Annotated in this window: 22 protein-coding genes and 1 pseudogene; 12 read left to right on the forward strand and 11 right to left on the reverse strand. The window is 67.0% G+C overall.

Annotated features, from left to right (window positions below; translation table 11 throughout):
- Positions 1 to 79 precede the first annotated feature (79 nt).
- The 3 genes from AC07O0_RS17815 to AC07O0_RS17825 are packed head-to-tail and all read right to left on the reverse strand — an operon-like array spanning position 80 to position 2996.
- Positions 80 to 1024, reverse strand: coding sequence for a prephenate/arogenate dehydrogenase family protein (locus AC07O0_RS17815; protein WP_494625028.1), 945 nt, complete (start codon positions 1022 to 1024; stop codon positions 80 to 82).
- Complete coding sequence (hisC, locus tag AC07O0_RS17820; RefSeq protein ID WP_494625029.1) at positions 1021 to 2130, reverse strand: histidinol-phosphate transaminase; 1110 nt, start codon at positions 2128 to 2130, stop codon at positions 1021 to 1023. Before hisC ends, AC07O0_RS17815 begins: the two co-directional genes overlap by 4 nt.
- 32 nt (positions 2131 to 2162) lie before the next feature.
- Complete coding sequence (locus AC07O0_RS17825; protein ID WP_494625030.1) at positions 2163 to 2996, reverse strand: chorismate mutase; 834 nt, start codon at positions 2994 to 2996, stop codon at positions 2163 to 2165.
- Between the two features lie 155 nt (positions 2997 to 3151).
- Here AC07O0_RS17825 and metX point away from each other — a divergent pair, with 155 nt between their 5' ends.
- Positions 3152 to 4330, forward strand: coding sequence for a homoserine O-acetyltransferase MetX (gene metX / locus AC07O0_RS17830; protein WP_494625031.1), 1179 nt, complete (start codon positions 3152 to 3154; stop codon positions 4328 to 4330).
- Positions 4331 to 4332: 2 nt separating this feature from the next.
- Positions 4333 to 4956, forward strand: coding sequence for a methionine biosynthesis protein MetW (gene metW / locus AC07O0_RS17835; RefSeq protein WP_494625032.1), 624 nt, complete (start codon positions 4333 to 4335; stop codon positions 4954 to 4956).
- Positions 4957 to 5114: 158 nt separating this feature from the next.
- Here the strand turns inward: metW and AC07O0_RS17840 are convergent, their stop codons facing one another.
- A complete protein-coding gene (locus AC07O0_RS17840) occupies positions 5115 to 6953 on the reverse strand; it encodes a glycoside hydrolase family 15 protein (protein ID WP_494625033.1) in 1839 nt (612 codons plus the stop codon).
- A 14-nt stretch (positions 6954 to 6967) separates the two neighbouring features.
- Positions 6968 to 7765, reverse strand: coding sequence for a trehalose-phosphatase (otsB, locus tag AC07O0_RS17845; RefSeq protein WP_494625034.1), 798 nt, complete (start codon positions 7763 to 7765; stop codon positions 6968 to 6970).
- Positions 7766 to 7975: 210 nt separating this feature from the next.
- On the opposite strand from otsB, the gene AC07O0_RS17850 reads away from it, so the two are divergent.
- The 7 genes and pseudogenes from AC07O0_RS17850 to AC07O0_RS17880 all read left to right on the forward strand — a co-directional run bounded on the left by AC07O0_RS17850 (position 7976) and on the right by AC07O0_RS17880 (position 15699).
- Entirely contained in the window at positions 7976 to 9532 is a 1557-nt protein-coding gene (locus tag AC07O0_RS17850) for an alpha,alpha-trehalose-phosphate synthase (UDP-forming) (protein ID WP_494625445.1), read from the forward strand.
- Positions 9533 to 9649: 117 nt separating this feature from the next.
- Positions 9650 to 11917 (forward strand): phosphoenolpyruvate--protein phosphotransferase, encoded by a 2268-nt coding sequence (gene ptsP / locus AC07O0_RS17855; protein ID WP_494625035.1) that lies wholly within the window; start codon positions 9650 to 9652, stop codon positions 11915 to 11917.
- Between the two features lie 59 nt (positions 11918 to 11976).
- Entirely contained in the window at positions 11977 to 13062 is a 1086-nt protein-coding gene (prfA, locus tag AC07O0_RS17860; RefSeq protein WP_494625036.1) for a peptide chain release factor 1, read from the forward strand.
- Positions 13063 to 13123: 61 nt separating this feature from the next.
- A complete protein-coding gene (locus AC07O0_RS17865) occupies positions 13124 to 13369 on the forward strand; it encodes a hypothetical protein (RefSeq protein WP_494625037.1) in 246 nt (81 codons plus the stop codon).
- Between the two features lie 27 nt (positions 13370 to 13396).
- Entirely contained in the window at positions 13397 to 14281 is an 885-nt protein-coding gene (gene prmC / locus AC07O0_RS17870) for a peptide chain release factor N(5)-glutamine methyltransferase (protein ID WP_494625038.1), read from the forward strand.
- A 392-nt stretch (positions 14282 to 14673) separates the two neighbouring features.
- Positions 14674 to 14859: pseudogene (locus tag AC07O0_RS17875) on the forward strand (DUF4167 domain-containing protein); the annotation flags it as partial.
- 432 nt (positions 14860 to 15291) lie between these two features.
- Positions 15292 to 15699, forward strand: a complete 408-nt coding sequence (locus AC07O0_RS17880) for a hypothetical protein (RefSeq protein ID WP_494625466.1) — start codon at positions 15292 to 15294, stop codon at positions 15697 to 15699.
- A gap of 54 nt (positions 15700 to 15753) precedes the next feature.
- Here the strand turns inward: AC07O0_RS17880 and AC07O0_RS17885 are convergent, their stop codons facing one another.
- Positions 15754 to 16542 carry an MOSC domain-containing protein gene (locus tag AC07O0_RS17885; protein ID WP_494625039.1) on the reverse strand — a complete coding sequence of 263 codons (789 nt, stop codon included), beginning with the start codon at positions 16540 to 16542 and terminating at the stop codon, positions 15754 to 15756.
- Between the two features lie 103 nt (positions 16543 to 16645).
- On the reverse strand, positions 16646 to 17017 hold the full coding sequence (locus AC07O0_RS17890) for a DUF2293 domain-containing protein (RefSeq protein ID WP_494625040.1): 372 nt from the start codon (positions 17015 to 17017) through the stop codon (positions 16646 to 16648).
- Positions 17018 to 17155: 138 nt separating this feature from the next.
- Here AC07O0_RS17890 and clpB point away from each other — a divergent pair, with 138 nt between their 5' ends.
- The gene (gene clpB, locus AC07O0_RS17895) at positions 17156 to 19777 is read left to right on the forward strand and encodes an ATP-dependent chaperone ClpB (RefSeq protein ID WP_494625041.1); all 2622 of its coding nucleotides are present in this window, start codon (positions 17156 to 17158) and stop codon (positions 19775 to 19777) included.
- A gap of 171 nt (positions 19778 to 19948) precedes the next feature.
- Here clpB and AC07O0_RS17900 read toward each other — a convergent pair whose 3' ends face one another.
- Positions 19949 to 21157: a M20 family metallopeptidase gene (locus AC07O0_RS17900; RefSeq protein WP_494625042.1), complete on the reverse strand. Its 1209-nt coding sequence runs from the start codon at positions 21155 to 21157 to the stop codon at positions 19949 to 19951.
- A gap of 240 nt (positions 21158 to 21397) precedes the next feature.
- Here AC07O0_RS17900 and AC07O0_RS17905 point away from each other — a divergent pair, with 240 nt between their 5' ends.
- Positions 21398 to 22864, forward strand: a complete 1467-nt coding sequence (locus AC07O0_RS17905; protein ID WP_494625043.1) for a methyl-accepting chemotaxis protein — start codon at positions 21398 to 21400, stop codon at positions 22862 to 22864.
- Positions 22865 to 23036: 172 nt separating this feature from the next.
- Here AC07O0_RS17905 and AC07O0_RS17910 read toward each other — a convergent pair whose 3' ends face one another.
- Together AC07O0_RS17910 and AC07O0_RS17915 are read right to left on the reverse strand one after the other, a co-directional pair.
- A complete protein-coding gene (locus AC07O0_RS17910; protein WP_494625044.1) occupies positions 23037 to 24227 on the reverse strand; it encodes a pyridoxal-phosphate-dependent aminotransferase family protein in 1191 nt (396 codons plus the stop codon).
- A gap of 105 nt (positions 24228 to 24332) precedes the next feature.
- Positions 24333 to 24965, reverse strand: a complete 633-nt coding sequence (locus tag AC07O0_RS17915; RefSeq protein ID WP_494625045.1) for a LysE family translocator — start codon at positions 24963 to 24965, stop codon at positions 24333 to 24335.
- Between the two features lie 303 nt (positions 24966 to 25268).
- Between AC07O0_RS17915 and AC07O0_RS17920 the strand changes: the two genes are divergently transcribed.
- Positions 25269 to 25805: a GNAT family acetyltransferase gene (locus AC07O0_RS17920; RefSeq protein ID WP_494625046.1), complete on the forward strand. Its 537-nt coding sequence runs from the start codon at positions 25269 to 25271 to the stop codon at positions 25803 to 25805.
- Positions 25806 to 25820: 15 nt separating this feature from the next.
- Here the strand turns inward: AC07O0_RS17920 and AC07O0_RS17925 are convergent, their stop codons facing one another.
- The gene (locus AC07O0_RS17925) at positions 25821 to 26327 is read right to left on the reverse strand and encodes a DinB family protein (RefSeq protein ID WP_494625047.1); all 507 of its coding nucleotides are present in this window, start codon (positions 26325 to 26327) and stop codon (positions 25821 to 25823) included.
- Positions 26328 to 26331: the final 4 nt, after the last annotated feature.

Here is a 26331-nt window from a genome sequence, read left to right on the forward strand (position 1 = left end):
AGGCAGATGGAGGTCACAAGGCACACGGAATTCGCACCGGCCTGTGGAAGCCTGCGAGGCTCGAAGAGCCCCCCTGCCCTCACCCCTTCTTCAGCTTCTCCGTCTCGGCCTTCTCCTGGCCGAGCGCGACGATGCCGCGGCGGATGGTGCGCGTGCGGGTGAAGTGCTTATGCAGCGTCTCGCCGTCGCCATAGCGGATGGCGCGGGTGAGCAGGGCCAGGTCCTCGTTGAAGCGGCCGAGCATCTCCAGCACCGCCTCCTTGTTGGCGAGGAAGACGTCGCGCCACATCGTCGGGTCGCTAGCCGCGATGCGGGTGAAATCGCGGAAGCCGCCGGCCGAGAACTTGATCACCTCCGACTGCGTCACCGCCGCCAGATCCTCAGCGGTGCCGACGATGTTGTAGGCGATCAGATGCGGCAGATGGCTGGTGATGGCGAGGACGAGGTCGTGGTGCTGCGAGCCCATCACCTCGACGATCGCCGCCATGCCCTCCCAGAACTGGCGGGTGCGGGCGATCGCGGCTTCATCGGTGCCGGGCGGCGGCGTCAGGATGCACCAGCGATTGAGGAAGAGGCTGGGGAAACCGGCATCGGGGCCGGAATTCTCGGTGCCGGCGACCGGATGGGCCGGGACGAAGTGTACGCCCTCGGGCAGATGCGGGCTGACCGCTTCGACCACCGCATGCTTGACCGAGCCGACATCGGAGAGGATCGCGCCGACCTTCAGCACGCCGGCGATCTCTTCGGCGACCGCGCCGCAGGCGCCGACCGGCACGCAGAGCACGATATGGTCGGCATCGCGGGCGGCCTCGACCGCGCTTTCGGCGATTTCGTGGCCGAGGTCGAGCTCGCGAGCGCGGCGGCGGACATCGGCATCGGCGTCGCTCAGCACGATATGGCGGGCGAGATTGAGCTCCTTGGCCGCATGCGCGATCGAGGAGCCGATCAGGCCGATGCCGATGATGACGAGCCGCTCGAAGAGCGGCTCGTCGCGACGCGGCGCGAAGCTGTCAGGCGTGCTCACGCGGCCTTGCCCAGGAATTCGGCCAGGGCCGCCACGACGAGGCGATTGGCCTCCTCGCTGCCGATGGTCATGCGCAGCGCATCGGGAAGGCCGTAGGAAGCGACCGAACGCAGGATCAGCCCGCGCTGGCTCAGGAAGTCATCGGCCTCCTTGGCGGTCTTGCCGGCGGCTGCCGGGAAATGGATCAGGATGAAATTGCCGACCGACGGCGTCACGGTAAGGCCGAGCTTCTCCAGCTCGGCCGTGGTCCAGGCCAGCCATTTGTCGTTGTGCTCGATCGCCGAGGCAATATGCGACTCGTCGGCGATCGCGGCGACGCCGGCCTCGATCGCGGCGCCGTTGACGTTGAACGGGCCGCGGGTGCGGTTCAGCGCGTCGATGATGTGGGCGGGACCATAGGCCCAGCCGAGGCGCAGGTTCGCCAGGCCGTAGATCTTCGAGAAGGTGCGCGTCATCACGACGTTCTCGCTGGTCGCGACCAGTTCGAGGCCGGAGGCATAGTCGTTGCGGCGGACATATTCGGCATAGGCCGCATCGAGCACCAGCAGGACATGCGGCGGCAGGCCGGCCTGCAGGCGCTTGACCTCGTCGAAGGGCAGATAGGTGCCGGTCGGGTTGTTGGGGTTGGCGAGGAAGACGATCTTGGTCCGCGGCGTCACCGCGGCGAGGATCGCGTCGATATCGGCGGTGAGATTCTTTTCCCGCACGACCACCGGCTTGCCGCCGGCGGCGAGGATCGCGATCTTGTAGACGAGGAAGCCGTGCTCGGTGAAGACGCCCTCGTCGCCATCGCCGAGATAGACCTTGGTGATCAGCTGCAGCAATTCGTCCGAGCCGGTGCCGCAGACGATGCGGCCGGCATCGAGCCCATAGCGGCCGGCGATCGCCTCGCGCAGCTTCGTCGCCGAGCCATCCGGATAGAGCTCGAGCTTGCCGGCGAGGTTGCCATAGGCGGCGACTGCCTTCGGGCTCGGACCGAGCGGGGTTTCATTGGAGGAGAGCTTGTGCAGCTTGACGCCGGCCGGGGCCGAGGACTTGCCGGGGACATAGGCCTCGATGTCGAGGACGCCGGGACGCGGGACGGGGCGGGAGGCGGGCAGAGCCATGGGGCTGGACCTTGGAGAGGAAGGGCTGTCGATCAACGGGCGGATTTGAAGGCGAAGCGGGCGGCGTGGCTGCCGATCTCGGTCAGCTCCTTGAGGCCGGCAGGCTCAAGCGCGCTGCGGATGGCCTCGACCTGCGTCTCGCCGGAGGCCGCCACCAGCAGCGCCAGATGCGAGCCGTCGGCAGCGCTGGCCGAGACCTCGGCGAGATGCTGGGCGAGGCCGTGGCGCAACTGCTCCGACCAGCGCTCGACGCGGGCGGCGTAGAGCACGATCTCGCGCACGGCGGCATCGGTCAGCGGCTTGGCGATGCAATAGACCGGCGTGCCGGCCGGATGATCGGGCCGCTCGATGAAAGGCAGGCGCGCGATGATCTTGGGCTGGTGGGGGCCGATCAGGTCACGCCACCAGACGCCGGCGCTGGCGCCGAGATCCATGCGGAAGATACCGAGATCGCCGGCCGATTCCGCCACCGCCGTGATCACGGCGCGGGCGTCCTCATGGGTGACGAAGGGCACGGTGAAGCCGAAATGGAAGCGGGCGCTGTCGCGCATCGGCGCATCGCCGCCGGAAATGTCGGCATGAACAGAATAGTTCGCCTGCACGAAAGTGAAGGTCGCGATGATGATGCGCCAGATGCTCTCGACCGTGTCGAGCGGCAGCAGGCCCTGATGGCGCAGCGCCAGCCGCTTCATCATGTCGGCCTCGCGGCCGGGGCGGAAGGCCGATCCGGAGACCTGCGTCTTCTTGATCGCGATCAGCGTCTCGATGATCTGCGAGCGCTCCATCAACAGGCCGTGCATCGCCGCATCGATGCGGTCGATCTCGCTGCGCAGGTCGGCGAGCGTGGTCGGTGCGGCTTCTGTCATGATGGCCAGACTTCTTTAATCGTGCCGGTCTCTTAGCGGTCGCCGAAGGGCTTGGCAAAGCGCTCGCAACGCATCGCCGCGTTGACAGGCGGGAACAGCCGCGCCATCGGTAAAGTCCGCTATTACGAACGGACCGGGCGACAAGACAAATCCGAATGCCGAACCGGACGCAAGCTCCCGAACTCCTCGCCGACCCGCTGGCCGAAGCCAACCAGCCATCGAGCCTGCTCGCCCGGTTCGGGCCGGACAAGGCGCTGCAGCTCGATTCCGGCGCGACGCTGGAGCACTGGCAGATCGCCTACCAGACTTATGGGTCGTTGAACGAGGCTCGGTCCAACGCCGTCCTCGTCTGCCATGCCCTGACCGGCGACCAGTATGTCGCGAGCCGCAACCCGGTCACCGGCAAGGGCGGCTGGTGGACGGCGATGATCGGGCCGGGCAAGCCTGTCGACACCGACCGCTTCTTCGTGATCTGCGCCAATGTGCTCGGCGGCTGCATGGGCACGACCGGCCCGGCCTCGACCGATCCTGCCACAGGCAAGCCCTGGGGCCTGTCCTTCCCGATGGTGACGATCCGCGACATGGTGCGGGCGCAGGCGCACCTGATCGACGCGCTCGGCATCGACAGCCTGTTCTGCGTCGCCGGCGGCTCGATGGGCGGGATGCAGGTGCTGCAATGGGCGGCGAGCTATCCGACGCGGGTGTTCTCGGCGCTGCCGCTCGCCACCGCCGCCAAGCATTCGGCCCAGAACATCGCCTTCCACGAGGTCGGCCGCCAGGCGGTGATGGCCGATCCGGACTGGCGCCAGGGGCGCTATCTCGACGAGGGCACGCGGCCTTCGAAAGGGCTTTCGGTGGCGCGCATGGGCGCGCACATCACCTATCTCTCGGAGCCGGCGCTGCACCGCAAGTTCGGCCGCAAGCTGCAGGAGCGCAGCGCCCCGACCTTCACCTTCGACGCGGACTTCCAGGTCGAGAGTTACCTGCGCTATCAGGGCATCAGCTTCGTCGAGCGCTTCGACGCCAATTCCTATCTCTATGTGACGCGGGCGATGGATTACTTCGACCTCGCCGCCGACCATGACGGCGTGCTGGCCAAGGCCTTTGCCGGAACGCGGACACGCTTCTGCGTCGCGTCCTTCACCTCGGACTGGCTGTTCCCGACCAGCGATTCGCGCGCCATCGTGCATGCACTCAACGCCGCCGGCGCCTCGGTCTCCTTCGTCGAGCTTGAAAGCGACAAGGGGCACGACGCCTTCCTGCTGGAGGAGCCCAACCTGTTCGCGACGACGCGCGGCTTCATCGGCGCCGCGGCGCGGGCCAGGGGGATCTGACGATGGCGCTGGCCGACAACCAGACCAACCGCATCGATCTGCGCCTCGTCGCCGAGATGGTGACGCCGGGCTCGCGCGTGCTCGATGTCGGCTGCGGCGACGGCGAATTGCTGTCGCTGCTCGCCGAGACCCGCGGCGTCGACGGGCGCGGCATCGAATTGTCGCGCGAGGGCGTCGCCGGCTGCGTCGCGCGCGGACTCTCGGTGATCCAGGGCGACGCCGACACCGACCTCGCCGACTATCCCGACGACAGCTTCGACTACGTCATCCTCTCGCAGACCATCCAGGCGACCCGCAATCCGCGCCATGTGCTCGAGCACATGCTGCGCATCGGCCGGCGCGCCATCGTCTCCTTCCCGAACTTCGGGCACTGGCGCATGCGCACCCAGGTCTTCTTCATGGGGCGCATGCCGGTGACCGACTCCCTGCCCTATGCCTGGTGGGACACGCCCAATATCCATTTCTGCACGATCCGCGATTTCGTCGCGCTCTGCGACACGATCGGCGCGGAGAAGGAGCGCGCGGTCGCACTCGACGTCGCCGGCGGCAGGGTCGGCGTCAGCGCGCCCTGGTGGTTCTGGAATCTGTTTGGTGCGCAGGCGGTGTTTTTGCTGAAACGGGGGTAGCGCCGCCGTCTTTCCGGGGCTTCGCGCAGCGAAGAGCCCGGAACCCATGAACACGACGCGTCAAATCGAGGCGAGCCGCCTCGGTCATTCCGGCAACCATGGTGTTCATGGGTTCCGGGCTCAGGCCTGCGGCCTGCCCCGGAAAGACGAGGCCTCCCTCAGAAAGCCTCTTCCCAATTGCGGCTCAGCCGCATCGCCGAATTGATCAGCCCGACCATCGAATAGGTCTGCGGGAAGTTACCCCAGAGCTCGCCGGTCTCGAAATCGGCATCCTCCGAGAGTAGGCCGAAGCTGTTGCGCCGCGTCAGGATGCGGCTGAACAGCTCCTTGGCCTCGTCCTTGCGGCCGATCGCGTGCAGCGCATCGACATACCAGAAGGCGCAGATCAGGAAGCCGGTGTGCATGAAGCCGAAATCGTCCTCGGTGCCATAGCGCAGGATCAGGTCGCCACGCCCGAGCTCGCGGCCGATCGCCTCGACCGTCGCGATGTAGCGCGGATCATCGGGCGTGACGAAGCCGAGTTCGGCGATGAGCAGCAGCGTCGCGTCGAGGTCGGTCCCGTCGAAGGTCGAGACGAAATGGCCCTTTTCCTGGTTCCAGATCCGATCGTTGATGATGCCCTTCAGGCGCTTGGCCTCGCCGCGCCAATACTCCTTGCGGTCGGCGCGGCCGAGCGTGCCGGCGATGCGGGCGAGCCGGTCGCAGGCCGCCCAGCACATCACGCTGGAGAAGGAGTGGACGACCTGCTTCTCGCGCAGCTCCCAGGGGCCGGCATCGGGCTTGTCGAAGAGCTCGATGGCGCGCTCGCCCATGCGTTCGAGCTGGGCGAAGAGCGCCTCCTTGCCGGGCTGGATCAGGCGGCGATCGAAGAAGGACTGGGTCGCGGCGAGCACGACAGCGCCGTAGCCGTCGTTCTGGATCTGCGTCGCCGCACCGTTGCCGACGCGGACCGGCTGATGGCCGCGATAGCCAGCGAGGTTCGGCACCTCGAACTCGCGCAGTTCGCCGCCGCGCGTGATCGGATAAAGCGGCGGCAGATGCTCGGCGCCGCTTTCCGAATAGGTGTCGACGATGTTGGTGATGAAGCCGAGATAGTCCTCCATCGTCCGCGTCGTGCCGAGGCGATTGAGGGCATGGACGACGAAATAGGCGTCGCGCAGCCAGCAGAAGCGGTAGTCCCAGTTGCGCTGCGTGCCCGGCGCCTCGGGAATCGAGGTCGTCAGCGCCGCGACGATGGCGCCGCTTTCCTCGAAGGAGCAGAGCTTCAGCGTGATCGCGGCGCGGATGACCTCGCGCTGCCATTCGAACGGGATCGAGAGCGAGCGGACCCAGTCGCGCCAGTAATCGGTGGTCTTGTCGAGGAATTCGCGCGAGGTCGTTTCGATCTCGGCGCGCAGGGCCTCATCCGAGCCGATGAAGAAGGAGAACGGCTTCTCGACCGCGAAGGGAATGCTCTCCAGCACATAGGAGACCGGCGCGTCAGTGGTCAGCCGGATCGTCTGATCGGCGCCGACGAAGCGGACATGGTTGGAGCCGCGGGTGATCTCGTCCGGCTCCTCGCCGAGGCCGAGGCAAGGCCTGACCACGACGCGGATGCGCGGGCGCCCGGAGATGCGACGGACGCGGCGCACCAGCTGCGGCGGCCGAAAGAAGCGCTCATAGCGGACGAAGCGCGGCGCAAAGTCGAGGATCTCCAGCGCATTGCCCTGGTCGTCCGAGAGCACCGAGGAGAGGATCGCGGTGTTATCGAGATAGCTCTGCTCGCAGCGGGTCATCCCGACCATCTCGATGGCGAAGACGCCCTTCTTCGGCATGGCGTCGCCGTCATCGATCTGGTTGTCGATCAGCGAGCAGAAGACCGGGTCGCGATCGAAGCGCGGAAAGCAGCTCCAGACAATGCGCGCCTGCCGGTCGATCAACGCGGCGATCGTGCAATTGCCGATGACGCCGAGATCGAGCGAAGCGACGCGCGGCGAGGCGGTGGTCGTCACAGTCATGCCTGTCCCTGAAGTCAGCTCTGGAGGAAGGTTTCGAGCGTGAGGTCGCCGCCTTCGACGGCGGCCAGCAGAACATGATGCAAGGCCGTCGGCGAGGCCAGACGATGGCGGGCGCAAGTGTCGCCGCCTCCAATCCGGATCGACAGGCCATCGGCGGCGTTGACCGCAGCGAAACCGTCCTCGTCGGTGATGTCGTCGCCGATGAAGACCGGCATGCGGCCGGCATAGCCGTCCTGCTGTAGCAGCCAGTTGATCGCACCGCCCTTGCTCGCGGTCGCCGGAACGAGCTCGGCGACAGCCTTGCCGTGCTGCAGGCGCATGGTCGGCCCGATCTCGGCGGCGACAGCCTCCATCAACGTCAGCGCCTCGTCCGCCAGGGATGGCGCCAGCCGCCAGTGCAACGCCACCGACTGGCGCTTATCCTCGACGATGATACCGACATGGGCATTGGCAAAGCGGACCATCTTGCGCGTCGCGGCATGCAGCGCCTCCGAGGGGGCGGCGAGCGGCGCGTCCTCGCCATTCAGACGGATCTGCGCTCCATGCAGACCGGCCGCGTCGAAACGGTAGGGTGTCATCATCTCGTCGAGCAGAGCGACGGGCCGTCCCGAAACCAGTGCAAGCGCACCGCCGAGCCTGATGCGCAGCGCTTCCAGCGCAGCCGGCAGGCGCCGGTCGATCTTCACATCCTCCGGCGAAGGCGCGATCTCGACGAGGGTTCCGTCGAAATCCAGGAACAGCGCGATCTGCCCAGTGCGAGCAGCAGCTTTTACGGGGGGGTCGGCGATTTCGGGGCTCAGCATCTCTGACATGGCGGTCTGGTTAGAGGGCGAAGCGGGCGAAAGGACGACAGGCGGTCCCCTCATCGCCACATTCGAGGTTCAGTTTGGCGCGAGGTCGCCATGATCCGGTCACGGCGGCGACGCGATCCGGCCGGGGCGCCGGCCTGCACACGAAACATTACGCCTGCCCGCGCGTTCTGTTCCCGCGCCCTTGTGGCAAGCGTCAGCAAAAAGTGAGGCATCATGCGTCTTGTCGTCGTGTCCAACCGCGTCACCATGCCCGAGCGCGGCGAAAAGGTGGCGGCAGGTGGATTGGCGGTCGCACTACGCTCGGCGCTCGAACAGCATGGCGGCCTCTGGTTCGGCTGGAGCGGGGCGACCAAGGCTGAACCGGCGACCAGCGTCGAGCCCGTGCGGCACGGCAAGGTCAGCTACGCCGTCACCGACCTGACCGAGGGCGAACGCCAAAGCTACTATCTCGGCTTCGCCAACCGGGCGCTCTGGCCATTGATGCACTACCGGCTCGGCCTGACCGAGTTCAGCCGCGCCGACTATGCCGGCTATCTCGGCGTCAACCGCCGCTTCGCCCGGCTGCTGATCCCGCTGCTGAAGCCGGACGACATCATCTGGATCCACGACTATCATCTGATTCCGCTCGCGGCCGAGCTACGCCGGCGCGGCGTCACCAACCGCATCGGCTATTTCCATCACATTCCCTGGCCGCCGGCCGAAGTGTTCGGCTCCCTGCCCTTCTCGTCGACCTTGATCAGCACGATGACGGCCTATGACCTCATCGGCCTGCAGACCCAGAACGACGTCGCCAACCTGATCGGTGGCCTGGTTGCGCTCTGCGGTGCCCGCCGCGACGGCAACCGGGTCAAGACCGGCCAGCGCGAAGCGGTGGTGCAGGCCTTCCCGATCGGCATCGATGTCGAGGCCTTCCGCAAGCTCGCCGCGGCGTCCGTGCGGGCGGCGACTCAGCCGGTGCGGGCGACGACCGCACCGCTCGGCGACCGCAAGCTGGTGATCGGCGTCGACCGGCTCGACTACTCCAAGGGCATCGTTCAGCGGCTGGAGGCCTTCGGTGCCTTCCTGCGCAACCACCCGGAGCACCGCAGCAAGGTCGGCCTGTTGCAGATTGCGCCGCCCTCACGCAGCGACGTGCCCGAGTATGCCGAGCTCGACCGCATGTCGGACGAGGTCGCGGGCCGGCTCAACGCCGCGCTCGGCGAATTCGACTGGACGCCGATCCGCGTGGTGAAGAAGGCCTATTCGCGCAGCGCCCTCGCCGGCCTCTACCGGCGCGCGCAGGTCGGGCTGGTGACACCGATGCGCGACGGCATGAACCTCGTCGCCAAGGAATACGTCGCGGCGCAGAATCCCGACGATCCCGGGGTTCTGGTGCTGTCGCGCTTCGCCGGCGCGGCGCAGCAGCTCGGTGAAGCGCTGATCGTCAACCCGTTCGACACCCACGAGGTCGCCGAAGCGATCCGGACGGCGCTCGCCATGCCGAGATCCGAGCGACAGCGCCGCTTCGAGCGGCTCTATGCGACGATCTCCTCGACGGATATCGACTGGTGGACATCGCGCTATCTCGCCGCGCTCTCAGGGCTCGATATCCCCAGCGGCGACATCGTGCCGCCGGGACGGCCGAAACCGCTGCGCAGCACACGCAAATCGGGCGCAGAGAATGGGCCCGCACGCCTGAATACTCCTCCCCAAGCCTCCCGGCCGGCGCACAGCAGGAGTGCCCCCGCGCGCGCGAAGGTCTTGCCGAACGCTCCCTCAGCTGGCTAGAAGCTGCTCGCCAGGGGCAGTTAACCCAGCTTGCGCTTGCGACTCAGCCGTTGCGGTGTCAGGTCTGCTGGGGGTATCCGGCTGAACAGCCGTGGAGGCGGGCGGAGGGCTTTGTTGATGCGAGGCGCACTCGGGGGATCGGGCGTGCTGCTGCGCCGTCTCCGCGAGGTGATGGCGGCGCCGGTCAGCCCGCAGGAGCGGCTCGACAGGCTCGTTGTCGTGATCGCCGGCAACCTCGTGGCCGAGGTCTGCTCGGTCTATGTCCTGCGTGAAGATGGCTCGCTCGAACTCTACGCCACCGAAGGCCTCAATCGCGAGGCCGTCCACCTGACCACGATGCGCGCCGGCGAGGGTCTTGTCGGCCTGATCGCCAGCGAGGCGGAACCGCTCGCGCTCTCCGACGCGCAGTCGCATCCATCCTTCTCCTACCGCCCGGAGACCGGCGAAGAAATCTACCGCTCCTTCCTCGGCGTGCCGATCCTGCGCGGCGGCGCGGTGATGGGCGTGCTCGTCGTGCAGAACCGCGCCTCGCGGCTCTATAGCGAGGACGAGGTCGAATCGCTCCAGACCACGGCCATGATCATGGCCGAGATGATCGCGGCCGGCGGCCTGAAGGCCCTGTCGAAGCCTGGCGCGACCATCGGCCTCGACCGGCCGATCCACAGTATCGGCACCACGCTCGCCGACGGCGTCGGTCTCGGCCATGCCGTGCTGCACGAGCCGCGCGTCGCGATCACCAACCTGATCGCCGAGGATCCGGGCCGCGAGGTGCAGCGGCTGGAGGCAGCGATCGCGACGATGCGGCTCGCCATCGACGAACTGATCGAGCGTGGCGACGTCGCCCATACCGGCGAGCATCGCGACGTGCTCGAGACCTTCCGCATGTTCGCGCACGACCAGGGCTGGCTCCGGCGCATGCGCGAGGTGGTGATGACCGGCCTCACCGCCGAGGCGGCAGTCGAGCGCGTCCAGTCGGACACCCGCGCCAAGATGCTGCGCCAGACCGACCCCTATCTGCGCGAGCGCCTGCACGATCTCGACGACCTCGCCAACCGGCTGCTGCGGACGCTGGTCGGCAAGTCGAACGGCGTGACGCGCGAGGAATTGCCCGAGAACGCCATCCTGATCGCGCGCTCGATGGGGCCGGCGGCGCTGCTCGACTATGATCGCCGGCACTTGCGCGGCGTCATCCTCGAGGAAGGCGGACCGACCAGCCATATCGCCATCGTGGCCCGGGCGCTCGGCATCCCCGCCGTCGGCGAGATCGCCAATGCGACGGCGCTGATCCAGGCCGGTGACGCCGTCATCGTCGACGGCCAGGCCGGCGAGGTGCAGATCCGGCCGCAGCCCGACGTCGAGAACGCCTACAAGGACAAGGCGCGCCTGCGCGCCCGCAAGCAGGAGCAGTATCGCAAGCTCAAGACGCAAGCCTCGGTGACGAAGGACGGCGTCGAGATTCAGCTGCAGATCAATGCCGGCCTGCTCGTCGACATGGCCAATCTCGAGGAGACCAATGCCTCCGGCGTCGGCCTCTTCCGCACCGAGCTGCAATTCATGGTGGCGCAGCACATGCCGACCACGGCCGAGCAGCAGGCGCTTTACGACGCCGTGCTCAAGGTCGCGAACGGCCGGCCGGTGACCTTCCGGACGCTCGACATCGGTGGCGACAAGGTGCTGCCCTATATGGAGCGGCTGGAGGAGGAGAACCCGGCCCTGGGCTGGCGCGCCATCCGCATTGGCCTCGATCGGCCGCGTTTGCTGCGCGCACAGGTCAGGGCACTGCTGCGCGCCGGCGCCGGCTCCGACATGAAGATCATGCTGCCCATGGTCGCGACGGTGAACGAGTTCCTGCGGGCGCGCATGCTGGTGCGGCGCGAGCTCGCCATGCTGGAGCGTGACGGCCGCCCGGCGCCGGCGAGCCTGAAGCTCGGCGTCATGGTCGAGGTGCCCTCGCTGCTGTTCGAGCTGCCGGAGATCGCCCGCGAGGCGGACTTCCTCTCGATCGGCACCAACGACCTGATGCAGTTCCTGTTCGCCGCCGATCGCGAGAACAAGCGCGTCTCCGAGCGCTTCGACCCGCTCTCCGCCGCCGGTCTCAGGGCGCTGCGCAACATCGTCGACGAAGCCGGCAAGGCCGACTGCCCGGTCACCGTCTGCGGCGAGATGGGCGGCAAGCCGATCGAGACGCTGGCGCTGATCGCCCTCGGCTATCGCTCCTTCTCGATGTCGTCAGCCTCGATCGGCCCGGTGAAGGCGATGCTGCGCGCGCTCGACGTCGGCAAGGCGCGCCAGCGCCTCGATGCCTGGATATCCTCTTCCGACGGCGCGGCCAGCCTGCGTCCGCTGCTCGCAGCACTCGCCGCCGAGATGAAGGTGCCGGTCTAGCGACGCTTTGCTCGCCGCCCACGCACGCCTCCTTTTCCCGTTCAGATCGTTGCCGCATCATGTCGCTCCAGCTCCCGCAAGACCGCCTCGACTCGATCGTTGCCCGCCACGCCGCGGCGAGCGACGCCATCAACCATGCGACCGAGGCGGCCCGCGTCGTCGAATTGGCGAAGGAGCTGGCCGAGCTCGACCCGGTGGTCGCGGCGATCACGGCCTGGCGCAAGGCGCAGACCGGGTTGGAGGAGGCGCTGGCGCTGATCGACGATCCCGCGACCGACGCCGAGATGCGTGATCTCGCCTATGAGGAACGCGACGCGGCCAGAGCCGAGATCGAAGAGCGCGCCCGCGAGATCCTGATCGCGCTATTGCCGAAAGACGCGGCCGACGAGCGCGGCGTCATCCTCGAAATCCGGGCCGGCACCGGCGGCGACGAAGCCTCGCTCTTCGCCGGCGATCTGTTGCGGATGTATCAGCGCTACGCCGCCGGCAAGGGCTGGAGCGTCGACATCCTGACCGAGAGCGAGGGCACGGTCGGCGGCTTCAAGGAAGTCATCGCCGAGATCGCCGGCAAGGGCGTCTATGCCAGGCTGAAATACGAATCCGGGGTGCATCGTGTGCAGCGCGTGCCGGACACCGAGGCGAGCGGGCGCATCCACACCTCCGCAGCCACCGTCGCCATGCTGCCGCTCGCCGGCGAGGTCGACGTCACCCTCGACGAGAAGGACCTGCGCATCGACACGATGCGAGCCCAGGGCGCCGGCGGCCAGCACGTCAACAAGACCGAGTCGGCCGTGCGCCTGACACATATCCCGACCGGCATCGTCGTCCTCGTCCAGGACGAGCGCTCGCAGCACAAGAACAAGGCGCGCGCCTACGATCTGATGCGCGCCAAGCTCTACGACATGGAACGCAGCCGTGCCGATGCCGAGCGTTCTGCCGCCCGGCGCTCCCAGGTCGGTTCGGGCGACCGCTCGGAACGCATCCGCACCTACAATTTCCCGCAGGGGCGTGTGACCGACCACCGCATCAACCTGACCCTCTACAAGCTCGACGAGATGATGCAGGGGCTCGTCCTCGACGAGGTCATCGACGCGCTGACGGCGCAGCGCCAGGCCGAGCTGCTGGCCGAGCAAGGCAGCGTGTGAAACCTTCGTCCCTCTCGCGCGTTCTGGACGCACTGACCGTTCCCATGGGGAGGATAGAGAGATGAAAGCCCTGTTCAGCGCCATCGCCCTTGCCGCCGCCGTCGCCTTCGTGCCGGCATCCGTCGGCGCGCAGGAGCGGACCGCCAAGAAGATCCTCAGCGGCCAGCCCGCAACGCTGCAGAAGGCCAAGACCGAATCGCAGGCGCGGCGCGATTGCCAGCGCCAGTATCGCGGCGCTAGGGAGAGCAAGTCCGCGCTGCGGATCAAGATCAACGCCTGCGTCCAGGAAGGCATGCAGGGCAACTGACCGGCCGCGTGCCGGCCAAGGACACGCTTGACCGGTATAGCCAGACCGACCGACGAGAACCCGCCCGTTGCTTTGCCGGCAGCGGGCGAAGCTCTGTCCGCTGCCAGGAAAGCGATCGCGCTGGCCTTGAAGCGTGCCGGCATCGCCGACTTCACCTTCGAGGCCCGTATCCTGATCGATGACCTCGCCGGAAACGGTGCCACCCTCGATGCCGCAGCCGCCGCGCGGCTGAGCGATGCCCTCGCACGCCGCCTCGCCGGCGAGCCGCTCTGGCGCATCCTCGGCGCCCGCGAGTTCTGGGGCCTGAGCTTTTCGCTCTCGCAGGGAACGCTGGAGCCGCGCCCTGACAGCGAAACCCTGATCGAGGCGGCAATCAGCCATCTCGCCGCACGCCGGCACGAGGCGCTGCGCGTTCTCGATCTCGGCACCGGTACCGGTTGCCTGCTGATCGCGACGCTGCGCGAGTTTCCTCAGGCGACCGGGCTTGGAATCGACCTGTCGCCCGATGCAGTCGCGACCGCAACCGGCAACGCCGCGCGCAATGGCGTCGCCCGGCGTGTCACCTTCGCCCATGGCGACTGGACCGACGGCATGTCAGAGCGTTTCGATCTCATCCTGTCGAACCCGCCCTATATCGGCAGCGACGACATCGCTGATCTCGACCGGAACGTACGAGAGCACGATCCGCTTCTCGCCCTCGATGGCGGCCCGGACGGGCTTACCGCCTATCGCGCTCTCGCCGCCGCCCTGCCCCACCATCTGAAGCCCGGTGGCCTCGCCATCCTAGAGATCGGGGCCGGACAGGAGGAAGCGGTCGTCGCGCTGATGACGCAGGTCGGCCTGCGTCATCAGGAGTCCCGGCGCGATCTCGGCGGCCATATTCGCGCCCTCGTCTTCGGGCATAGTCCATGAACGGTGCACAGCAAGCTGCGCGAATTCGCTTGGAAGAAGCCACAAAACCAGCTATGCACGCATGGTCTTGAAGACAGTGTCGACAGCACATGACCCTTGGCCAGGGTGCGCAAAGCGGACTAGGCCCTCGGATCACTGCCAGAATCGACGTTACTGACATAGCGAGACCGAGGCTTCGAATGGGCGAGACAGCCGTTCGGAGGCGGAGCCGACAAGGCTTCTTTGGAAAGAGCGCGTGAAGACCCATATCGGCGCAGAGCCCTTTCAGGTCGAGTTTCTTACGCACGGCGTCGCAACCCGCCGCGCGTCACGGCGCGCATGACGGCCTCACGGTTGCTTAGAATGAACAGAACGCGAGACAGACGCGAATGAGACCAGGTCAGAACCGGCGCATGCGCGGCCGTAACAACAACAATAACAACAATAACAACGGCAACCGGAAATCTCCGAACCCATTGCAGCGGAGCTACGAGTCGAACGGTCCGGACGTTAAGGTCCGGGGTACGGCTCAGCATGTCGCCGAGAAATACCTGCAGCTTGCCCGCGACGCCCAGTCTTCCGGCGACCCGGTTGCAGCCGAGAACTATTTCCAGCACGCTGAGCATTACTATCGCATCCTGCTCGCTGCGCAGGAGCAGATGACCCAGCAGTTCGGCCACACCTTCCAGCCCAACCGCGCCTTCGTCGAAGATGCCGACGAGCAGGAAGAAGAGGGCGACGAGGAAGCCGGCTTCCAGGGCGGCCTGCCTCAGGGCGAGCGCCAGCACAACGGCATCAACGGCCATGGCGGCCAAGGCGAGGACGGTGAAGGCGGCCAGAACAATGGCCAGCGCTTCGACCGACCGCAGCGCCAGGACCGGCAGGATCGCAATTTCGACCGCAACGGCAACGGCCCGCGCCGTTTCGATCGTAACGACCGTCAGGATCGTGGCGACCGTCAGGACCGGGGCGAGCGCCAGGATCGCGGTGAGCGCCGCTTCGAACGGCATGATGGCCAGAATGGTTCCTACGTGCCGCGCCCCGAGGCCCAGCCCGGAGCCGAGCAGCCCGACATCGCACCGGTCCAGCAGCAGAGCGAGCGTCGCTTCGAGCGGCCGGAACGCCAGGACAGGCCGCCGCGCGGCGAGCGTCCTTCGCGCCGTGACCGCGACGAGGCGCGTGCCAGCAACAGCAATGAAGAGCAGGACGCCCCGGCAGGATTGCCGGCCTTCCTGACCACTCCGACCCGCGTGCCGATCGCGATCGCCGAGGAAACCGATGCTCCGGCTCCGGTCGCTGCCGCTGCTCCAGTGGACGCCGCCGAGGAAGCATCGACCGAAACGGCCGAGAAGCCCAAGCGCCCCCGCGCCCGCCGGCGTTCGCCGCGCGAAGTGATGGACGCGCTCGGCAACGATGCCGGCGAGACCCCGGCGGAGTAATCTCGCCGAACAACGAGACTGATCGAGAGGGCCCGCAAGGGCCCTCCTGCTGTTTCAGGCGACGCCGAGCGCCGCCGGCTCGCTCGCCTCGACCAGGGTCAGCCGCTCGCCCTCGCTGAGCGTTCCGCCGGTGATGATCCGGCAATAGATGCCGCAATCGACATGGCCATAGCCCTTCATCAGCGCCTTGGGGATCTGCAGGTCGCGCGCGCCTGTCACCGGGTCGACGTTGGTCGCGGCGCAGCGCTCGATCCGCTTGATCACCTGGAGCCGCAGGCCTGACGGCGCGACGAGTTCGCGATCCGCCAGATCGAGCTCGGCCCAGGCCGGCAGGTCCTCGACCATGACGTTGCCGCGGAAGCGCAGCGGATCGACCGGCACGCCGAGGCGGCTCTCGAGATCTGCGACGCTGGCGAGGTTGATGATCGAGACGAAGCCCGAGCGCGAATCGGTGAAACGGTAGCCCTCCGGCGCCGCAAGCAGGCGCGGTTCGCCGCGCAATTCGTCCGGCATGAAGGCCTTGAAGAAGGCAGTGAGGCTCTCCCGGCCTGCTTCCGTTTCGGTGGCGACCCGGGTCTCCCCGCCGTCATGGCCGATGACGAGGTCGCCGCTGCCGTCGTCGTAGCGCGTGCGCAGGCGCGCCAGTGATTCGTTGCGCATCAGCATCAGGTACTTGATCTTGGGCTGATGCACCGGCTCGGCTGAATCGAAGCCGGAGGGGCCGTTCTCGATGGCGAAGAGCCGATCACCGGGAAAATAGCCACCGGTCGGCAATTCGGCCCGGCTCAGCCGCTCCGGCGACAGGCCCTTGACCGGGTAGCGATACAGCGAAGCGACGCGCATGGGCCCTGCCCTTCCGATTTCGAGGGGGCGGAACCTGCCATGCCGGATTCCGAGATGCTACCGCCGCCGCCATCACATTCGGTGAAAGATTGCATCGATCCGATCAATGCGACTGCTCTGCACCCTCCTCCGCTTCCTCATCCAGAATGGAGCGTTGGCAGCCCCAGCCCGAGAGCACGTCGTCGATCGCGTCGGCGACGAAGAAGCGGGCCGCATCGCGCTCATAGCCCTCGGCAAGCAGGCGGTCGTAGTCGGTATGGCTGTGGCGGACATGGCTGCCGAGGGCGAGCCAAAGCGCGGTCGAAGGCGGCAGCGCCTTCATCTGGGCCCGGCCAGCGAGCGCCAATACCGTTTCGGCATCGAGCAACGGGATGCCGGGCGCGAGTGCCCGCAGGGCCTTGCGAATCGCCTGTTGCCGCTTGGTGCCGACCATGGAAGCAGGCTGGGCGCAGCCTTTGACAAAGGTCAACGCCAAAGCAGCGCCTTCCCCCTTCCGTTGCGCGAAAGCAACACTATCTCTTGGGGCGAAGGGCTGCCCGTCAGGGGGCCCTATCCTGATGAAAGCAGCCGGCTCCGCCGCTTCGGGGCGCGACCGGCGGGCGGAGGCAATTGAATGAACATCGAGAAATATACCGACCGGGCGAAGGGGTTCCTGCAGGCCGCGCAGACGATCGCGATGCGCGAGGGCCATCAGCAGTTCACGCCCGAGCACCTGCTGAAGGCACTGCTCGACGACAGCGAGGGCATGGCCGCAGGCTTGATCGATCGGGCTGGCGGGCAGTCGCGGCAGGCCAGGCAGCTGGTCGACGCGGCCATCGCCAAGCTCCCCAAGGTGAGCGGCGCCGGTGCGTCGAGCCTGCACCTGACGCCGGCGTTGGCGCGGGTCTTCGATACCGCCGAGAAGGCTGCCGACAAGGCCGGCGACTCCTTCGTCACGGTCGAGCGGCTGCTGCTCGCGCTGGCGATCGAGAAGGACGGCGAGGCTGGCAAGATCCTGGCCAAGGCCGGCGTCACGCCGCAGGGCCTCAATGCCGCGATCGAGGCGATCCGCAAAGGGCGCACCGCCGATTCCGCTTCGGCCGAGCAGGGCTATGACGCGCTGAAGAAATACGCACGCGATCTCACCGCCGCGGCGCGGGACGGCAAGCTCGACCCGGTGATCGGCCGCGACGAGGAAATCCGCCGCACCATCCAGGTACTGAGCCGGCGCACCAAGAACAATCCCGTGCTGATCGGCGAGCCTGGTGTCGGCAAGACCGCGATCGCGGAAGGGCTGGCGCTGCGCATCGTCAATGGCGACGTGCCCGAGAGCCTGAAGGACAAGGAACTGCTCGCCCTCGACATGGGCTCGCTGATCGCCGGCGCGAAATATCGCGGCGAGTTCGAGGAGCGGCTGAAGGCCGTGCTCTCGGAGGTCTCGGCTGCGGCGGGCGGCGTCATCCTGTTCATCGACGAGATGCACACCCTGGTCGGCGCCGGCAAGACCGACGGCGCCATGGATGCGTCCAACCTGCTGAAGCCTGCGCTGTCCCGCGGCGAGCTGCACTGCGTCGGCGCGACCACGCTCGACGAGTACCGCAAATATGTCGAGAAGGATGCGGCGCTGGCCCGGCGTTTCCAGCCCGTCTTCGTCGACGAGCCGACGGTCGAGGATACGATCTCGATCCTGCGCGGCCTGAAGGAGAAGTACGAGCAGCACCACCGCGTGCGCATCACCGACTCGGCGCTGGTCTCGGCGGCGACGCTGTCGAACCGCTACATCACCGACCGCTTCCTGCCCGACAAGGCGATCGACCTCGTCGACGAGGCCTCGGCGCGCCTGCGCATGCAGGTCGATTCCAAGCCGGAAGAGCTCGACTCGATCGACCGCGAGATCGTCAGGCTGAAGATCGAGCAGGAGGCGCTGAAGAAGGAGAGCGATGCCGGCTCGAAGGAGCGGCTGAAGCGGCTGGAGTCAGAGCTTACCGAGCTCGAGGCACGCTCGGCCGCGATCACCGCGACCTGGAAGGCCGAGAAGGACAAGCTCGGCCAGGCGGCGGAGATCAAGACCAAGCTCGACAACGCCCGCAATGAGCTCGCCCAGGCCCAGCGCAAGGGCGAGTACCAGCGCGCCGGCGAGCTCGCTTATGGCGAGATCCCGCAGCTCGAAAAGGCACTCGCCGAGATCGAGGCCAAGGGCGACACCTCCGGCATGGTCGAGGAGGCGGTGACGCCGGACCATGTCGCGCAGGTCGTTTCGCGCTGGACCGGCGTGCCGGTCGACAAGATGCTGGAGGGCGAGAAGGAAAAGCTCCTGCATATGGAGCAGAGCCTCGCCAACCGCGTCGTCGGCCAGGCGGAAGCGGTCGAGGCCGTTTCCAAGGCGGTCAGGCGCGCTCGCGCCGGTTTGCAGGACCCGAACCGGCCGATCGGCTCGTTCATGTTCCTCGGGCCGACCGGCGTCGGCAAGACCGAGCTGACCAAGGCGCTGGCGTCGTTCCTGTTCGACGACGAGACGGCGATGGTCCGGCTCGACATGTCCGAATACATGGAGAAGCACTCGGTCAGCCGGCTGATCGGTGCTCCTCCCGGCTATGTCGGCTATGAGGAGGGCGGTGCGCTGACCGAGGCGGTCCGGCGCCGGCCCTATCAGGTCGTGCTGTTCGACGAGGTCGAGAAGGCGCATCCGGACGTGTTCAACGTCCTGCTGCAGGTGCTTGATGACGGGCGGCTGACCGACGGCCAAGGCCGCACGGTCGACTTCCGCAACGTCTTGATCATCATGACCTCGAACCTCGGTTCGGAGTATCTGGTGAACCAGCCGGAAGGGCAGGACAGCGACGTCGTGCGCGACGAGGTCATGGGCGTGGTGCGCCACGCCTTCCGGCCGGAGTTCCTGAACCGGATCGACGACATCATCCTGTTCCACCGCCTGCGGCGGGCCGACATGGGCGCGATCGTCGACATCCAGATGGCTCGCCTCGGCAAGCTGCTCGTCGATCGCAAGATCGCGCTCGACCTGTCCGAGGACGGACGCGACTGGCTGGCGGAGAAGGGCTACGACCCCGCCTATGGCGCGCGCCCGCTGAAGCGCGTGATCCAGAAGTCGGTGCAGGACCCGCTGGCGGAGCTCTTGCTCTCGGGTGCGATCCGCGACGGCGAGACCGTGCCGGTCACGGTCGGGCCGACCGGGCTTATGCTCGGCGAGTTCACCGCGGCGAGCGAGAGCCGGCCGGCGGGCGTCGCGCTGAACTGAACTTTTGCTCGGTCATGAAACACGAAGGGCGCCGCTCACGCGGCGCCCTTTTTAGGCGTCATTCTCGGCCGGAGCGCAGCGCAGAGCCGAGAATCTCGGGACGAGAAGGCGCCGATCACGGCCTCATCCGGCCTGAGATGCTCGGGTCAAGCCCGAGCATGACGTGCCCGCTCACTCCATCCTGGCCGCAGTGCGCATCACCGCCAGCGCCAGCGTCTGCGCCGCCGGGACGATGCTCTCGACCTCGAGGAACTCGTCCGGCGTATGGGCCATGCCGCCGACCGGGCCGACGCTGCACAAAGTCGGGCAGCCCTGCGCCGCAGTGAAGCCGGAATCGGCGCAGCCGCCGGTGTATTCGGCCGTCACCGCGATCCCCAAACCCGCAGCCGCTTCGCGATAGGTATCGTAGAGCAGGAGCGAATCCGGCGTCTGCTCCAGCGGGTGGAACTCGCCCTTGATGATCAGCTTCGCCGAAGTGCCCTCGACCACCGGCGTCTCGACGATCTCGCGGATCGCTGCCACCAGTTGCTCGCGCTGCGTCGGCGTCTTGTAGCGCAGGTCGATCTCGCACCAGGCCGAGGGAGCGATCGTGTTGACGGTCTGGCCGCCGCCGATCAGGCCAACATTCACGGTGACGCCGGCTGTGAGGTCGGTCAGCCCCTGCAGCTGCGGGATCTTGTGGCCGAGGTCGACGATGGCCGAGACGCCCTTCTCGTAGTTCGCGCCGGAATGGGCCGCCTTGCCCAAGAACTCGGCGCGCATGAAGACACCACCCTTGCGACCCGATGTGATCGACTGCCTGTGGTCGCGGCCATAGTCTGTGCCCGTGGGCAGCCGGCTCGGCTCGGCATTGAAGACGCAACGCGACTCGCGGGCAGCAGCCTCGATCACCGGACGCGAGGACGGCGAGGCGATTTCCTCATCACTGGTGGTCAGCATCAGTAGCGGTGCCTTGAGGCCGCCATTGGCGGCGAAGGCGGCGGCGACGAAGGCCTCGATGACGAGGCCGGCCTTCATGTCGGCAACCCCTGGCCCATAGGCGCGGCCGTCGCGGATCGTGAAGGGCCGGCGCGTCGGCTCGCCCTCGGGGAAGACGGTATCGCGATGGCCGAGGAGCAGCACCGGCCGCTGGTCGTTGGCGGTCGGGTTGGGCAGGCGCGCCTTGACCGCATCGCCATAGCGGGCATCCGGCACGATCTCAACGGAGAGCCCGTTCGCCTCGTGGAACCGCGCCAGGACTTGCCCGGCCCGGTCGACGCCAGCCTTGTCGTAAGAGCCAGAGTCGGTGTCGACCATCTCGCGCAGCAGATCGATCATCGCCTGCTTGCGCTCGCCGAGCCAGGCGAGGATGCGGGCTTCTTCCTGTGTCGTGTCGGTCATGGTCGCTTCCGGGATCGAGTGGCATCGACGAGCTTAGCCAAGCTGTCCCGGCGACGATAGAAGAGGCGCGCAAACCCGGCAGACCTCCGGCGCGGCACAGACCACATGCAGGGATCTCCGCATCCAAGCAGGCCTGGTTAAGCGAAAATTCAGCGGGAGGCGACAGGCTGCACGCGGGGGATTGGCCTATCGACTGCCGCTGGCCGTCTCCGGACCGCGTGCTCACAGGCCATCATCCGCATGCAGACAGATTCTGCCGCCACCTATCTGACGCAGCTGCGTTTGCGCGTCGGCGGCGCTCTGACCTTGCTGCTCTGGCTTTTGGTGCCGGCAACGGCACTGGCCTCCTTCGCGGCAGGCAGGACCGAACCGCTTCCGCCTCTGCTGATCACGCTTGGGCTGGCGGCCTTCGCAACCCTGGCGTGGCGGCGCGACCCGACCGGCACGGCAACGCAGATCATCCTGTCGCTCGCCGCGACCGGCAGCGCGCTCGCCCTCACCCATGTGCTGGAAGGAGCGGAGTGGCACGAGGCAGGCCATGCGGTGCTGCTGATCATGCTGACGCTGTCGGCCGGCTGGTGCGCCTGGCAGCCACTCGTGGCTGTCACGGTCATGGCGCTAGGGCACGTGGCCGTCATCGAGACCACATCGCCGCAAGCCGGCATCTCCCTTCAAGACGACAGCCTCTTCTTTGCCTGCGTTGTCATCCAGCTCTGCCTGCTGCTCTGGATCACACGGCAACAGGTCAGGACGCTCGCAACTGCTGGAGACATGGCCGCAGATGCACGCCGGGACGCCACGGCACAGGCCGAAGAACTGCACCAGGCGCAATTGCACGACATGGAGCGCGAGGCGGCTCGCCGCAAGGCAACCCAGAACATCGTCGCCAGCTTCAACACGCAGTTCCTCGCCACGCTCGAGACCGTGCTGCAGAACATCCGCGATCTGAAGGAGCGCGCCGCCGCCCTGAACGAGATCGCCAATATCGCCAATGGCGAAGTCACCGCCGTGGCCTCGACCTCGGAGGAATCCTCACGCAACGTCTCGGACGTCGCCACCGCGACCGAGCAGCTCTCGACCGCCATCACATCGATCGATCACCAGCTCGCCACCACGCAGGCGCTGGTCGCCGACATGAATGACAGCGCACGCACCACCGCCGGCTCGGTCAATGTGCTCGACCAGGCGGTGCAGCGCATCGACGGCATCGTCGCCCTGATCCGCGGCATCGCCGCACAGACCAACCTGCTGGCGCTCAACGCGACGATCGAGGCCGCTCGTGCCGGGGATGCCGGCAAGGGCTTCGCGGTCGTCGCCGGCGAGGTGAAGAGCCTGTCGCACCAGACCGCGCTTGCGACCCAGGACATCGCCGGGCAGATCGCCGAGATCAAGCAGGCGACGGCCGGCGTGGTCGAGACGATCGCCAGGCTGACCGCTGGCATGGCCGATATGGACGAGCGCACGCTGTCGATCGCCGCGGCGCTGGAGGAGCAGGGGCAGATGACGCATGTCATCAGCCGCAGCATCGCCGAGGTCGCGACCGGCACCGAATATCTGGCGCAGACCACCAACAATATCCGTGGTTCAGCCAATCAGACCCATGAGGTCGCCGGTGCCGTCTTGAACTCGGCCACGGCGCTCGAGGGCAAGGCCGAGGAACTCGAGACGACGGTGCACCAGTTCCTGCAGCGCGTCTCCGCCGCCTGATCAGCGCCTAGAGCGTACTGATTTCACGAGGAACCACCGCCGTCATCCTGGGCGAGCGAAGCTCGGCCCGGGATCCATCGTAGGGCGTTGGAGCCCTACGATGGATCCCGGAGCTGCGCGGCTTCGCCGCTTGTCCAGGATGACGAAGTCGTTCCGAGTAGAACCCGCCCCTTTAGGCAGGCACTTCGCTTGCATGGGCTCCGAGATAGGCGATGGCAGCCGCGACGCCGCCATTGCCATGCGGAATGCCCTTCGCCTGCAGCGCCATCTCGACCGCGCTCAGGCTGCCCAGCACCATCGGCGCATTGACATGGCCCATATGCGCGATGCGGAAAGCCTTGCCGGCGAGATCGCCGATGGCGATGCCGAGGGTCACGCCGCAGATTTGCTGCGCATGATCGGTGATGGCGGCCGGATCGCCGTCGACGAGGATCGTGGTGACCGAAGGGGCGCGCTGCGCCGGCTCGACGACATTGAAGCTCAGCACCTGGCCTTCCGCCCATTTCGACATGGCGGCCTGCGTCGCAGCCGCCAGCAAGGCGTGGCGCCGCCAGACAGCATCGAGGCCCTCGGTGAGGATCATGTCGAGGGCAGCGCGCAGGCCGAACATCAGATGCTCGGGCGGCGTGCCGCAATGCTTCATGTAGAGCAGTGGGTTCAGGCGCGCAGTCCAGTCCCAATAGGGCGTGCGCATCGTGGCGCGCTGATGCGCATGCAGCGCCTTGCCGTTGGCGGCGACGAAGGCGAGGCCGGGCGGCGTCATCAGGCCCTTTTGCGAGGCAGACATCGCGATATCGACACCCCAGGCATCCATCTCGAACGGCATGCAGCCGATCGAGGCGACACCGTCGACCATGTAGAGCGCCGGGTGGCCGGCCGCATCGATGGCACGGCGGATCGCGGGGATATCGTTGACCACGCCCGAAGCGGTGTCGATCTGGACGGTCAGGATCGCCTTGATCTCATGGCCCGTGTCCCGGCGCAGGCGCTCCTCGACCGCAGCGGGGTCGACCGCCGCGCGCCAGGAACCGGCGAGCACCTCGACATCGGCCCCCATGAACCTTGCCGTTTCGCCCCAGCCAACGGCGAAGCGGCCGCTGGCGAGCACCAGGATCTTGTCGCCGCGCGCGAGGACATTGGTGAGCGCCGCCTCCCAGCCGCCATGGCCGTTGGCGGCGTAGAGGAAAGTTTCGCCCGTCGTGCGGAAGATCGCCCTGAGATCGCCCAGCAAGGTCTCGGTCAGATCGACGATCGTCTTCGAGGAGAGCTCCTCGGCGGGCCGCATCATCGCCTGCAGCACACGATCGGGAACATTGGTCGGGCCCGGCATCGCGAGCAGGGCCCGGCCATTGGCGACACTCATGGAAAACTCCCGCTTTATGCGCTGCGCCGATCACGATGAGCCGGCAGCCCGACGCCGCGATGCACAAACCTTGCTAACAGTGCAGAAATCCTTGCCCGCGACCGCTCAGCGGCGCGCTTCGGCCGCCATGCGGACGGCAAAGCCGGCGAGCATCGTCGCCATCAGCCAGCGCTGCACCAGCGACCAGAACGGACGGGTGCGCAGGAAGATGGCGATGCCGCCAGCGGCGAAGGTGATCAGCGTGTTGACGCTGACCGAAACGATGATCTGGATGAAGCCGAGGATGATCGACTGCGCCAGCACGCTGCCGGCGGCCGGATCGATGAACTGCGGCAGCAGCGCGAGATAGAACATCGCGATCTTCGGATTGAGCAGGCTGGTGAGGAAGCCCATCGCAAAAAGCTTGCGCGGGCCGTCATGCTTGAGCTCGCGAACATGGAAGGGCGAGCTGCCGCCGGGCCGGACCGCCTGCCAGGCGAGCCAGAGCAGATAGGCGGCACCGGCGAGCCGCAGCGCATCATAGGCGAAGGGCACGGCGAAAAGCAGCGCGGTGATGCCGAAGGCGGCGCAGACAACATAGAAGACGAAGCCGAGCGCGATGCCGCCGAGTGAGATCAGTCCGGAGGCCGGCCCCTGCGAGATCGAACGCGAGATCAGGTAGATCATGTTCGGCCCGGGCGTCAGCACCATGCCGAACGCGAGCAGGATGAAGGCGATCAGATTGGTCGTGTCGATCATGGCGCGCTCCGGCGGCTAGAGCAGGATGCGAAAAAGTGGGAACCGGTTTTTCGCAAGAATCCTGCTCTAACTTTTTGATGAGAGACGGATTCAGATTTCAGATGAAAACGCAAAGCGATTCCATCTGAAATCATCCGGCTCTAGGTGCAGGACCATGGCATTGCCGGCGAAACGACCGCAAGGCGCGGAGCATGACGCTGCTGCATCGCCGCCATCCCGCACCGGACGTCCCTGGCAGCAGGTGGCGGGAACGAGTCGCCGCCTGCCGGGTTCATGGCGCAGCATCTCGGGGGGATCCGCGCCATGACCTTGTTCAGCCGCCTGCTCTATTCCGGCATCGCCGGCTCCTTGCTGCTGGCATCCTTACTGCTGATGGCGGTCGCGATCTCACGCACCTTCACCGGCTTCCGAACTGGCGAAGGCGCGCTCGACACCATGCTCGACGGCATCGGGCTGGTGATCATCGCGGTCGCCGTCGCCGATGTCGGCAAGTTCCTGTTCGAGGAGGAGGTCATCGCTGACCGTGAACTGCGCCGGCCTGCGGAAGCACGTGGGTCGCTGACCAAGTTCATGACGATCATCATCGTCGCGCTCAGCCTGGAATCGCTGGTGCTGATCACCAAGGCGGCGCGCGACAAGCCGGCCGACATCCTGTTCCCGGCGCTCCTCATGCTGGTCGCGGTCGCGGCGCTGGTCGGGCTCGGCCTGTTCCAGAAGCTCAGCCAGCATACGACGGCGGCGATCCCCGACGATGTCGATGATAGCGAGGAAGAGCCGGACAAGACGGCCAAGCAGACGTCGCGAAGGCCGCCACGACGTGCGGAAGAGGCAAAAGCCTAGCTTGAGGCTGGCGCCTCAACCCCGCAGATCGACCAGCATCAGGTCGGTTTCGTCAGGCTTCGCCCCCGCAGCCGTCAGCATCGCATGAACCTGGCCGCGGTGATGGGTCTGGTGATTGAAGAAATGCATGACGAGCACCGGCGCCTGCATCGTCATCTCGCGCCCGTTCAGGCCGGAGAACCAGGTCACGTTCTCTGAAAGCCATTCCGGCGAGAGGCCTTCCGCCCAGTGCAGGATCGTCTCGTCGAAGGTGCGCCGCGCCGCCATCAGCTCCTGCCAGTCCTCGATCATCCTCGAAGACTCGCGATTGGGCACGCTCGGCTTCGGCGTTCCGGCAAAGCGCGACAGCCAGGTCTGGTCGGCCCAGAGCAGATGGCAGAAGGTGCCGTGGATCGAACGGAAGAAGGCGCCGCGATCGAGCCTGCGGCGCTCGTCGGTGAGCGTGTCCGCCGCCTCGTAAAGGCTGCGGTTCTGCCAGCGATTATAGCGCGCCATGGTCGTGACATAGGCCGTGTCGATCATGGCG

It is taken from the genome of Allobosea sp. GW821-FHT10B12, assembly GCF_059415545.1.